Origin of the sequence: Pseudomonas grandcourensis, assembly GCF_039909015.1 — a bacterium.
GTDB lineage: Bacteria > Pseudomonadota > Gammaproteobacteria > Pseudomonadales > Pseudomonadaceae > Aquipseudomonas > Aquipseudomonas grandcourensis.
The window spans coordinates 1347956-1360144 of the sequence record NZ_CP150919.1; the positions used below are offsets into that span (position 1 = coordinate 1347956).

Genomic DNA, 12189 nt, shown 5'->3' on the forward strand with positions numbered 1-12189 from the left:
CCATGGCCAATCTGCGTATTGCGCTGGTAGCGGGTGAAGCTTCCGGTGACATTCTGGGTGCGGGCCTCATGCGCGCGCTCAAGGTTCGTCACCCGGCGGTCGAGTTCATCGGTGTCGGTGGTCCATTGATGCAGGCTGAAGGCCTGACCTCGTATTTCCCGATGGAGCGTCTGTCCGTCATGGGCCTGGTGGAAGTACTGGGCCGGTTGCGCGAGCTGCTTGCACGGCGCAAGAAGCTGGTCGCCGACCTGATCGACGCGAAACTCGACGTGTTCATCGGTATCGACGCGCCGGACTTCAACCTCAATATCGAACTCAAGCTGCGCCAGGCCGGGATCAAGACAGTGCATTACGTCAGCCCGTCGGTCTGGGCCTGGCGGCAGAAACGCGTGCTGAAGATTCGCGAAGGCTGCGACCTGATGCTCACGCTGTTTCCGTTCGAAGCCAGATTCTACGAAGAGAAAGGCGTGCCGGTGCGGTTCGTCGGCCATACCCTGGCCGATGCCATTCCACTCCAGGCCGATCGCGCTGCTGCACGGGCCGAACTCGGTTTGCCCGACGGGCCGCTGGTGGCGTTGATGCCCGGCAGCCGTGGCGGTGAAGTTGGCCGGCTCGGCGCGTTGTTTCTCGATACGGCCCAGCGCTTGCGTGCGCTACGCCCTGGGGTGCGGTTTGTCATGCCGTGCGCCAGTGCACAACGTCGCGCGCAGCTGGAAGAGCTGTTGGCCGGTCGCGATCTGCCGCTGACCCTGCTCGACGGCCAGTCTCATCTGGCCCTGGCAGCGTGCGATGCGGTGTTGATTGCCTCAGGCACTGCAACGCTTGAAGCGCTGCTGTACAAGCGACCGATGGTGGTCGCCTATCGCCTGGCGCCGCTGACGTTCTGGATTCTCAAGCGCATGGTGAAAAGCCCCTACATTTCGTTGCCGAACCTGTTGGCCCAGCGTCTGTTGGTGCCCGAGTTGTTGCAGGACGATGCCACGGTCGAAGCGCTGGCCCAGACCTTGTCGCCGCTGATCGAGGGTGGGGAAGAGCAGACCCGCGGTTTTGACGAGATTCACCGGACCCTGCGTCTGGATGCCTCCAACCAGGCTGCGGACGCAGTGCTGAACCTGATCGGCCAAGTAAAATGAGTAAAACGAATATGCAGATTGGGCTGGATTTCACCTTGGTCGCAGAAATCGAAGAGTTGGTTGCCGGTGTCGATGAAGTGGGTCGCGGCCCGCTCTGTGGCGCGGTGGTGACAGCAGCGGTGATCCTCGATCCGAACCGCCCGATCCTCGGCCTGAACGACTCGAAAAAACTCACCGAAGCCCGCCGTGAAAAGCTCTTCGACGAAATCTGTGAAAAAGCCCTGAGCTGGTGCATCGCTCGCGCCGAAGTCGAAGAAATCGACGAGCTGAACATCCTGCACGCCACCATGTTGGCCATGCAGCGCGCGGTCGCCGGGCTGCACGTTCAGCCGAAGCTGGCAATGATCGACGGCAACCGTTGCCCGAAACTGCCGATGCGCTCCGAGGCCGTGGTCAAGGGCGATAGCAAGGTCCCCGCCATCGCCGCCGCATCGATTCTGGCGAAGGTCAGCCGTGATCGGGAAATGGCCGCGTTCGAATTGATCTACCCGGGTTACGGCATTGGTGGGCACAAAGGCTATCCGACACCCGTTCATCTGGAAGCGCTCGCCCGTCTTGGTCCGACCCCGATTCACCGGCGCTCGTTTGCCCCGGTGCGGCTGGCGTATGAGGCGCGGGAAGGTCTCATCGAGAGTTAGTCGCGAGGCTGATTTTTTTTGCCAAGGCCCGGTACAATCCGGGCCTTGTTGTCTTTACGTTCTCAGACAGGATCACTATGCCGGCTTCATTCGTTCACCTACGCCTGCACACTGAATACTCCCTGGTCGACGGTCTGGTGCGGATCAAACCGCTGGTCAAGACCCTGGTCGGCATGAACATGCCTGCCGTAGCGGTCACCGACCAGAACAACATGTGTTCCCTGGTCAAATTCTATAAAAATGCCATGGGTGCCGGGATCAAGCCGATCTGCGGTGCCGACCTGTGGCTGTCGAACAAGGATCCGGACAACCCGCTGAGCCGGATCAGCCTGCTGGTGATGAACGCCGAAGGCTATCGCAACCTTACCGAGCTGATTTCCCGCGGTTTCATCGATGGTCAGCGCAATGGCGCGGTCATCATCGAACGTGAATGGGTTGCTGAAGCCAACTCGGGCTTGATCATGCTGTCGGCCGCGAAAGAAGGCGAGATCGGCCAGGCCATGCTCAGCGGCAACCCCGCCGAGGCCGAAACCCTGGCCCGCGAATGGATGGAAGTGTTTCCGGATCGTTTCTATCTGGAGATCCAGCGCACCAACCGTCCCAACGATGAAGAACAACTGCACGGCGCCGTAGCCCTGGCCGAGAAGCTCGGTGCGCCGCTGGTGGCGACCAACGATGTGCGCTTCATCAAGCAGGAAGACTTCGCCGCCCACGAAACCCGCGTTTGCATCGGTGAGGGCCGCGCCCTCGACGATCCGCGGCGCTCGAAGAATTACAGCGATCAGCAGTACCTCAAAAGCGCCGAGGAAATGGCCGAGCTGTTCAGCGACATTCCCGAAGCGCTGGAAAACACCGTCGAGATCGCCAAGCGCTGCAACATCGAAGTGAAACTGGGCACGCACTTCCTGCCCAACTTCCCGATCCCCGATGGCATGACCATCGACGAGTACTTCCGCAAGGTGTCCTTCGACGGTCTGGAAGAGCGGCTTAGCGTTCTGCTGCCCAAGGACACCACCGAAGACTACGAGGCCAAGCGTCAGGTCTATGTCGACCGGCTGAATTTCGAGCTGGATATCATCATCCAGATGGGGTTCCCCGGTTACTTCCTGATCGTGATGGACTTTATCCAGTGGGCCAAGAGCAACGGCGTACCAGTGGGCCCTGGCCGTGGATCGGGTGCCGGATCGCTGGTGGCCTACGTACAGAAGATCACCGACCTCGACCCGCTGGAATATGACCTGCTGTTCGAACGCTTCCTTAACCCGGAACGGGTATCCATGCCCGACTTCGACGTCGACTTCTGCATGGACGGTCGTGACCGGGTTATCGACTACGTAGCCGAGAAGTACGGCCGCAACGCGGTAAGCCAGATCATCACCTTCGGTTCCATGGCTGCGAAGGCTGTGGTCCGCGACGTGGCGCGGGTGCAAGGCAAGTCCTATGGCCTGGCGGATCGTCTGTCGAAGATGATTCCGTTCGAAGTCGGCATGACCCTGGAAAAGGCCTACGAGCAGGAAGAGATCCTGCGCGACTTCATCAAGGTCGATGAAGAGGCTGCGGAAATCTGGGAGATGGCCCGCAAGCTCGAAGGCATTGTGCGTAACGTCGGTAAGCACGCCGGTGGTGTGGTGATCGCGCCGACCAAGCTGACCGACTTCTCACCGATCTATTGCGACGAGGCCGGTGACGGCCTGGTAACCCAGTTCGACAAGGATGACGTCGAGGCGGCTGGCCTTGTGAAGTTCGACTTCCTCGGTCTGCGGACCCTGACGATCATCGACTGGGCGCTGAAAACCATCAACCGCGACCGCGCCAAGGTCAATGAGCCACCACTGGATATCGCGTTCATCCCGCTGGACGACAAGCCGACCTACACGCTGCTGCAAAAAGCCGAAACCACGGCGGTGTTCCAGCTTGAATCCCGGGGCATGAAGGAGCTGATCAAAAAGCTCAAGCCCGACTGCCTGGAAGACTTGATCGCACTGGTGGCCCTGTTCCGTCCGGGTCCGCTGCAGTCGGGCATGGTGGACGACTTCATCAACCGTAAGCACGGTCGCGCCGAGCTGGCGTATCCGCACTCGGACTACCAGTACGAAGGCCTCAAACCAGTACTGGCACCGACTTACGGCATCATCCTGTATCAGGAACAGGTGATGCAGATTGCCCAGGTCATGGCCGGTTACACCCTCGGTGGTGCGGACATGCTGCGTCGAGCCATGGGTAAGAAAAAACCCGAGGAAATGGCCAAGCAGCGCGGTGGTTTCATTGAAGGTTGCGCCACCAACAACATTGATGCGGACCTCGCCGGTAACATTTTCGACCTGGTGGAAAAATTCGCCGGTTACGGCTTCAACAAATCCCACTCCGCCGCCTATGGCCTGGTGTCGTACCAGACTGCATGGCTGAAGGCGCACTACCCGGCGCCGTTCATGGCCGCGGTACTCTCGGCGGATATGCACAACACCGACAAGGTCGTGACCTTGATCGAAGAAGTGCGGACCATGAAGCTGCGTCTCGACGCGCCGGACGTGAACACGTCCGAATTCAAGTTCACGGTGAACGACGAAGGCCGGATCATTTACGGCCTGGGCGCCATCAAGGGCGTGGGTGAGGGGCCGGTCGAGGCGATCACCGAAGCGCGTCTGGCCGGTCCGTTCAAGGATCTGTTCGATTTCTGCGCACGGGTCGACCTCAAACGCATCAACAAGCGCACCCTCGACGGTTTGATCCGCAGCGGTGCCCTGGATCGCCTCGGGCCGTATTTCCACGACGAGCAGAAAGCCTACCAGGCCAACATCGACCGCAATCGCGCGGTGCTGCTGACGGCCATGGAAGAAGCGATCAAGGCGGCCGAACAGACCGCGCGCACCCAGGACAGTGGTCACTCCGACCTGTTTGGCGGTCTGTTTGTCGAAGAAGACGCCGACGTCTATGCCAATCACCGCAAGGCCAAGGAGCTGACCCTCAAGGAGCGCCTGAAAGGGGAGAAAGATACCCTCGGCCTGTACCTGACCGGGCACCCGATCGACGAATACGAAGGTGAAATCCGTCGTTTCGCCCGCCAGCGCATCATCGATCTGAAACCGGCGCGTGATACCCAGACTGTTGCCGGGATGATCATCGCCTTGCGGGTGATGAAGAACAAAAAGGGCGACAAGATGGGGTTCATCACCCTCGACGACCGCTCCGGACGGATCGAGGCCTCGCTGTTTTCCGAGGCGTTCCATTCCGCGCAGTCGCTGTTGCAGACCGACGCGATGGTGGTGGTCGAAGGCGAAGTCAGCAATGACGACTTCTCCGGTGGCCTGAAATTGCGGGTCAAGCGGGTGATGAGCATGGAGGATGCGCGCACCAATCTGGCCGAGAGCCTGCGCCTGAGGTTGCATGCCAAGGACCTCAAGGGCGATCAGCTACGCTGGCTGGGTGAACTTTTGAAACGTCACCGCGGCGCGTGCCCGATCACCATGGACTACACCAGCCCCGATGCGAAGGCCTTGTTGCAGTTCGGCGAAGGCTGGCGAATCGATCCGGCGGATGCGTTGATTCAAGCCCTGCGTGACCAGTTCGGGCGAGACAACGTCTTCCTCCAATACCGTTGACGGTCAGTGCTATCAGATTGCCCTGACCTTGACCTGAATTTTTAATCTCGACCTCAACGCGCCTGTCCCTTAAGGTAGGGCGCGAATAGACAACCGGCCGGCCCAAGAACCCTTGGGACTCGACCCAAGACGGACGCCTATGAACCCGAATTTTCTAGATTTCGAACAGCCGATCGCCGACCTGCAAGCCAAGATCGAAGAGTTGCGCTTGGTCGGTAATGACAATTCGCTGAATATCGGCGATGAGATCTCCCGCCTGCAGGACAAGAGCAAAACGCTGACCGAAGACATCTTCGGCAAGCTGACCAGCTGGCAGATCGCACGTCTGGCGCGTCACCCGAAACGTCCGTATACCCTGGACTACATCGAACACATCTTCACCGAGTTCGACGAACTGCACGGTGACCGCCACTTCTCGGACGACGCTGCCATCGTTGGCGGTATTGCCCGTCTGGACGACAAGCCGGTGATGATCATCGGTCACCAGAAAGGCCGTGAAGTGCGCGAGAAGGTTCGCCGCAACTTCGGCATGCCGCGTCCGGAAGGCTACCGCAAGGCTTGCCGCCTGATGGAAATGGCCGAACGTTTCAAAATGCCGATCCTGACCTTCATCGACACCCCGGGCGCTTACCCTGGCATCGACGCTGAAGAGCGTAACCAGAGCGAAGCGATTGCCTGGAACCTGCGTGTCATGGCCCGCCTGAAAACTCCAATCATCGCCACCGTGATCGGTGAGGGTGGTTCCGGTGGTGCACTGGCGATCGGTGTCTGCGATCAGTTGAACATGCTGCAATACTCGACCTACGCGGTGATCTCGCCAGAAGGTTGCGCTTCGATCCTGTGGAAAACCGCCGAGAAAGCACCGGATGCCGCAGAAGCGATGGGCATCACCGCCGAGCGCCTCAAAGGCCTGGGCATCGTGGACAAGGTGATTGGCGAGCCACTGGGTGGCGCGCACCGTGACCCGGCCACCGCAGCCGCATCGATCCGCGCCGAGCTGAGCTCGCAACTGGCGATGCTGAAGAAGTTCGATAACGACGCGCTGCTGAAGCGCCGTTATGATCGACTGATGAGCTACGGTCTCTAAGCCGAACACGCAGTGCCCATGTGGGAGCGAGCTTGCTCGCGATGAGGGTATGACAGTCGACGAATGGGTTGAATGTTAAGCCGCTATCGCGAGCAGGCTCGCTCCCACATTTGATTTGTGCAAGGTGATGGATATGAGTCGGTCCAATATTGATCTGCCCGCCAGACTCTTGTTGAATCTTGCCTCGTGGCGCAATGCCGCCACTTGGCGCATCGCCTTCTCCGGCGGCCTGGACTCCACCGTCCTGCTGCACCTTCTGGCAACACTCTCCAAAACCGAATCCCTGCCGGCGCTCAACGCCATCCATGTCCATCACGGTCTTCAGGTCGTGGCCGATGCTTGGCCGGAACATTGTCGTTCCGTGTGCGCTGCGCTGGGCGTTCCGCTGCAAGTGGTTTGCGTACAGGTGCAACCGGGTGCCAGCCTCGAGCGTGCAGCCCGGGATGCGCGGTATCAGGCCTTCACTGAAACTGTTCAGGCCAACGAAGTGCTGCTGACGGCCCAGCACCGCGACGATCAGGCGGAAACCCTGTTGTTTCGCTTGTTGCGCGGGGCGGGCGTGCGCGGATTGTCCGGGATGCCGCGTCAGCGCCCGTTGGGCAAGGGGCATCTGCTGCGGCCATTGCTTGATGTCACGCGTGCTGAGCTGGAGGCTTATGCCAGTGTGCATGGCTTGAGTTGGATCGAAGATCCCTCGAATCAGGATCGGCAGTACTCGCGCAATTACCTGCGGCATCAAGTCTTGCCCGTGTTGATCCAGCGCTGGCCGCAAGCGGTGGCAACCATGGCCCGCAGCGCGGCGCATCTGACTGAAGCGCAGGGACTGCTCGAAGAACTGGCGGACATGGATTTGCGTGGGGCCGGCTCTGCCAGTGAGTTCGACTGGTTGGGCTTGCGGTCCCTTGAACTGGCGCCGCTTGCGCAACTGTCTGATGCCCGGCAGCGCAATGCCTTGAGTCATTGGCTCGAACCGCTGACCCGCCTGCCGGACACTGACCATTGGTCGGGTTGGGAGGATTTGCGCGACGCCACCGGCGATGCCAGCCCGGTGTGGCGACTGGCCGATGGCGAACTGCATCGGGCGGGCGGGCGGATCTGGTGGCTGTCCGGCCGCTGGCTGCAGCCACTGCCCGGCACCGGGGTGTGGCTGGATCCGGCGTCACCACTGATTCTCCCGGGCAACGGCGTGCTTTCGCTCACCGGCCAAATCCCCGATGGCCCTCTGCATATCCGCTATCGTGAAGGGGGAGAGGTCATGGCCTTGCCAGGTCGCGGCCATCGGGACCTGAAACGTTTGCTCAATGAAAGCGCTGTACCGTCCTTCGTACGCGGCAGATTGCCGCTGCTCTGCAAAGACGGGCAACTGCTGGCGGTAGCGAACCTCAAGGGGCTCGATGGTGGTGCGCTCGGCGACTGGTATTTGCATTGGCAGCCACTGAACGAAGATCAAGGTTTGAGCTGAAAGGGGCTTTCCGGTAGACTACGCTCCCTTCTTGATACAACTTCTGTGGATTCGCCTGAATTGCAGGAGTTGCCGATTACCAAGCAGTCTTTGCTGGGCGATTCCAAAAAATGTGTAGCGAGCAACGAACCGGTGTTTCATTTTCCGGTCTGTCCCAACGCGGCGGTTTTTTTGAAAGGTGCACTGTGATTAATGCAGGTGATCGGGGGCTTCGGCCTTCCTTCGCTTTCCCCGGCGGCTCGGACCGCTTTAACGCAGACTTCTAGGGTTTTTCATGACGCGCTACATATTCGTCACGGGCGGTGTTGTTTCTTCATTGGGGAAAGGCATTGCATCGGCATCATTGGCGGCCATCCTGGAGGCGCGGGGACTTAAGGTCACCATGCTGAAGCTGGACCCGTACATCAACGTCGACCCGGGCACCATGAGCCCGTTCCAGCACGGTGAAGTGTTCGTCACGCACGACGGCGCCGAGACCGACCTGGACCTGGGTCACTACGAGCGGTTCATCCGCACGACCATGACCCAGAACAACAACTTCACCACGGGCCGTGTCTACGAACACGTCCTGCGCAAGGAGCGCCGTGGTGACTATCTGGGTGCAACCATCCAGGTGATCCCGCACATCACCGACGAAATCAAGCGCCGCATCATCAAGGGCGCGGGCGATGCTGACGTGGCAATGGTCGAGATCGGTGGCACCGTGGGTGACATCGAGTCGCAACCGTTCCTCGAAGCCATCCGCCAGCTGCGTTTCGAAGTCGGCGCCAAGCGCGCGATGCTGATGCACCTGACACTGGTGCCGTACATCGCCACGGCCGGCGAAACCAAGACCAAGCCAACCCAGCACTCGGTGAAGGAACTGCGTTCCATCGGCCTGCAGCCGGATGTGCTGGTCTGCCGTTCCGACCACCCGATCGATGTGTCGTCGCGTCGCAAGATCGCGCAGTTCACCAACGTTGAAGAGCGTGCGGTGATCGCGCTGGAAGACGCCGACACCATCTACAAGATCCCGGGCATCCTGCACTCCCAGGGCCTGGACGATTTCGTCGTCGAGCGTTTCGGCCTGCAATGCGGCGGTGCCGATCTGTCCGAGTGGGAAGCCGTGGTCGACGCCAAGCTCAACCCTGAGCACGAAGTCACCATTGCCATGGTCGGCAAGTACATGGAGCTGCTGGACGCCTACAAGTCGCTGATCGAAGCGATGAGTCACGCCGGTATCAGCAACCGTACCAAGGTCAACCTGCGCTACATCGATTCCGAAGACATCGAAAACCAGGGCACCGCGCTGCTCGAAGGCGTCGACGCCATCCTGGTGCCTGGCGGCTTCGGTCTGCGTGGCGTTGAAGGCAAGATCACTGCCGTTCAATACGCTCGCGAAAACAAGGTTCCGTACCTGGGTATCTGCCTGGGCATGCAAGTGGCCGTTATCGAGTTCGCACGTAACGTGATGGGCTGGAAAGACGCCAACTCCACCGAGTTCGACCGTGCAAGCGGTCACCCGGTCGTGGGCCTGATCACTGAGTGGGAAGATGCCACCGGCGCTGTCGAAACCCGCACCGAAACCTCCGATCTGGGCGGCACCATGCGCCTGGGCGCGCAGGATTGCCTGCTGGAGCCGGGTTCCCTGGTACACGGTTGCTACGGCAAGGACGTGATTGTCGAGCGTCATCGTCATCGCTACGAAGTGAACAACAACCTGCTGCCGAAAATCATGGAAGCCGGTTTGAAAATCTCCGGTCGTTCCGGTGATGGCGCACTGGTTGAAGTGGTTGAAGCACCGGATCACCCATGGTTCGTCGCTTGCCAGTTCCATCCTGAGTTCACCTCGACGCCGCGCGACGGTCACCCGCTGTTCAGCGGTTTCGTCAAGGCAGCGTTGACTCAACACCAGAAGAAGGCGTAACCCCGATGGCACAGAAGATCATCCGCGTCGGCGACATCGAGATTGCCAACGACAAGCCCATGGTGCTGTTCGGTGGCATGAACGTGCTGGAAAGCCGTGACATGGCCATGCAGGTTTGCGAAGAGTATGTGAAGGTCACCGAAAAGCTCGGTATCCCTTACGTGTTCAAGGCCAGTTTCGACAAGGCCAACCGGTCTTCTGTGACCTCCTATCGTGGTCCTGGCCTGGAAGAAGGCATGCGCATCTTCCAGGACATCAAACAAGCTTTCGGCGTGCCGATCATCACCGACGTCCACGAGCCTGACCAGGCAGCGGTCGTCGCTGAAGTCTGCGACATCATCCAGTTGCCGGCCTTCCTGTCGCGCCAGACCGACCTCGTGGTCGCGATGGCCAAAACGGGCGCTGTGATCAACATCAAGAAAGCCCAGTTCCTCGCCCCTCAGGAGATGAAGCACATCCTGAACAAGTGCGTGGAAGCGGGTAACGATCAGTTGATCCTCTGCGAGCGTGGTTCGAGCTTCGGCTACAACAACCTGGTCGTCGACATGCTTGGCTTCGGCATCATGAAGCAGTTCGAATACCCGGTGTTCTTCGACGTGACCCACGCGCTGCAAATGCCTGGTGGTCGCTCCGATTCCGCCGGCGGTCGTCGCGCCCAGGTCCTCGATCTGGCGAAGGCCGGCATGAGCCAGTCGCTGGCCGGCTTGTTCCTCGAAGCCCATCCGGATCCGGACAACGCCAAATGCGACGGTCCTTGCGCCTTGCGCCTGGACAAACTGGAGCCTTTCCTGGCCCAGCTCAAGGCTTTGGACGAACTGGTTAAGAGTTTTCCGACGGTAGAAACCGCGTAATCCTCAATTCTCCGGTAAAGTACCGCACGATTTAACGCCCAGGCCCTCGGGCCTGAGCCTTGTCGTCTGCAAGACTGCCCGCTGCACCTCACTTGCCGACGATCAAAGATTTCCTACAGCTGCGTCGTTTTCGTCAACTTTGGAGTGTTTACAACAATGGCTAAAATCGTCGACATCAAAGGTCGTGAAGTTCTCGACTCCCGTGGCAATCCCACCGTGGAAGCGGACGTGCTTCTCGACAACGGCATCATCGGCAGTGCCTGCGCGCCGTCCGGTGCTTCCACTGGCTCGCGTGAAGCGCTCGAGCTGCGTGATGGCGACAAGAGCCGTTACCTGGGCAAGGGCGTTCTGAAGGCCGTAGGCAACATCAACGGTCCGATCCGCGACCTGTTGAAAGGCATGGACCCAAGCGACCAGAAAGCGCTCGATCTGGCAATGATCAAGCTCGACGGTACTGAAAACAAAGGTTCCCTGGGCGCCAACGCGATCCTCGCCGTTTCCCTGGCCGCGGCCAAGGCAGCAGCACAGGACCAGGACCTGCCGCTGTACGCTCACATCGCCAACCTGAACGGCACCCCGGGTGTCTACTCGATGCCGGTTCCGATGATGAACATCATCAACGGCGGCGAGCATGCCGATAACAACGTCGACATCCAGGAATTCATGGTTCAGCCGGTTGGCGCCAAGTCTTTCTCGGAAGGTCTGCGCATGGGCACCGAGATTTTCCACCACCTCAAGGCTGTACTGAAGGCCCGTGGCCTGAGCACTGCCGTGGGTGACGAAGGTGGTTTCGCACCGAACCTGGCGTCCAACGAAGACGCTTTGAAAGTGATCTCCGAAGCCGTGGCCAACGCTGGCTACAAGCTGGGCACCGACGTGACCCTGGCCCTGGACTGCGCGGCCAGCGAATTCTACGAAGACGGCAAGTACAACCTGTCCGGCGAAGGCCAGGTGTTCACCGCTGAAGGTTTCGCCGATTACCTGAAAGGTCTGACCGAGCGTTACCCGATCATCTCCATCGAAGATGGCCTGGACGAGTCCGACTGGGCTGGCTGGAAAATCCTCACCGACAAGATCGGCGAGAAGATCCAGCTGGTAGGCGACGACCTGTTCGTGACCAATACCAAGATCCTGAAAGAAGGCATCGACAAAAAGATCGCCAACTCGATCCTGATCAAGTTCAACCAGATCGGCACCCTGACCGAAACCCTGGAAGCCATCCAGATGGCCAAGGCTGCCGGTTACACTGCCGTGATCTCGCACCGCTCCGGCGAAACCGAAGACTCGACCATTGCCGACCTGGCCGTGGGCACCTCGGCTGGCCAGATCAAGACCGGCTCCCTGTGCCGTTCCGACCGCGTTTCCAAGTACAACCAACTGCTGCGTATCGAAGAGCAGTTGAACGGCAAAGCCAAGTACAACGGTCGCAGCGAGTTCCGCGGCTGATTGTTAAATGGTAAAAAGTCAGCGGATTGTGTCGAAAAAATCGCTACAGCGACGTTTTTGCCACTAA

General features: G+C 59.8%; 8 protein-coding genes. All 8 read left to right on the forward strand.

Features of this window, described 5'->3' with window-relative positions:
- The first annotated feature begins 2 nt into the window (after positions 1–2).
- The 8 genes from lpxB (at position 3) to eno (ending at position 12122) form a co-directional block, all read left to right on the forward strand.
- Positions 3–1133, forward strand: coding sequence for a lipid-A-disaccharide synthase (lpxB, locus tag AABM52_RS05870; RefSeq protein WP_347910900.1), 1131 nt, complete (start codon positions 3–5; stop codon positions 1131–1133).
- An 11-nt stretch (positions 1134–1144) separates the two neighbouring features.
- Positions 1145–1771, forward strand: a complete 627-nt coding sequence (rnhB, locus tag AABM52_RS05875) for a ribonuclease HII (RefSeq protein ID WP_347912588.1) — start codon at positions 1145–1147, stop codon at positions 1769–1771.
- Between the two features lie 77 nt (positions 1772–1848).
- Positions 1849–5370, forward strand: a complete 3522-nt coding sequence (gene dnaE, locus AABM52_RS05880; RefSeq protein ID WP_347910901.1) for a DNA polymerase III subunit alpha — start codon at positions 1849–1851, stop codon at positions 5368–5370.
- A gap of 139 nt (positions 5371–5509) precedes the next feature.
- Positions 5510–6457, forward strand: a complete 948-nt coding sequence (locus AABM52_RS05885; protein WP_150718431.1) for an acetyl-CoA carboxylase carboxyltransferase subunit alpha — start codon at positions 5510–5512, stop codon at positions 6455–6457.
- 133 nt (positions 6458–6590) lie between these two features.
- Positions 6591–7919, forward strand: coding sequence for a tRNA lysidine(34) synthetase TilS (gene tilS, locus AABM52_RS05890; RefSeq protein WP_347910902.1), 1329 nt, complete (start codon positions 6591–6593; stop codon positions 7917–7919).
- A gap of 274 nt (positions 7920–8193) precedes the next feature.
- Positions 8194–9825 carry a CTP synthase gene (locus tag AABM52_RS05895; RefSeq protein WP_347910903.1) on the forward strand — a complete coding sequence of 544 codons (1632 nt, stop codon included), beginning with the start codon at positions 8194–8196 and terminating at the stop codon, positions 9823–9825.
- A gap of 5 nt (positions 9826–9830) precedes the next feature.
- Positions 9831–10676, forward strand: a complete 846-nt coding sequence (gene kdsA / locus AABM52_RS05900; RefSeq protein ID WP_056720954.1) for a 3-deoxy-8-phosphooctulonate synthase — start codon at positions 9831–9833, stop codon at positions 10674–10676.
- A 156-nt stretch (positions 10677–10832) separates the two neighbouring features.
- On the forward strand, positions 10833–12122 hold the full coding sequence (eno, locus tag AABM52_RS05905; RefSeq protein WP_347910904.1) for a phosphopyruvate hydratase: 1290 nt from the start codon (positions 10833–10835) through the stop codon (positions 12120–12122).
- Positions 12123–12189 lie beyond the last annotated feature (67 nt).

Excerpts from the sequence above, each read along its gene's own strand:
- rnhB (WP_347912588.1), top strand. The coding sequence starts at position 1,145 with ATGCAGATTGGGCTGGATTTCACCTTGGTCGCAGAAATCGAAGAGTTG.
- kdsA (WP_056720954.1), top strand. The coding sequence starts at position 9,831 with ATGGCACAGAAGATCATCCGCGTCGGCGACATCGAGATTGCCAACGAC.
- tilS (WP_347910902.1), top strand. The coding sequence starts at position 6,591 with ATGAGTCGGTCCAATATTGATCTGCCCGCCAGACTCTTGTTGAATCTT.
- dnaE (WP_347910901.1), top strand. The coding sequence starts at position 1,849 with ATGCCGGCTTCATTCGTTCACCTACGCCTGCACACTGAATACTCCCTG.
- lpxB (WP_347910900.1), top strand. The coding sequence starts at position 3 with ATGGCCAATCTGCGTATTGCGCTGGTAGCGGGTGAAGCTTCCGGTGAC.
- eno (WP_347910904.1), top strand. The coding sequence starts at position 10,833 with ATGGCTAAAATCGTCGACATCAAAGGTCGTGAAGTTCTCGACTCCCGT.
- AABM52_RS05885 (WP_150718431.1), top strand. The coding sequence starts at position 5,510 with ATGAACCCGAATTTTCTAGATTTCGAACAGCCGATCGCCGACCTGCAA.
- AABM52_RS05895 (WP_347910903.1), top strand. The coding sequence starts at position 8,194 with ATGACGCGCTACATATTCGTCACGGGCGGTGTTGTTTCTTCATTGGGG.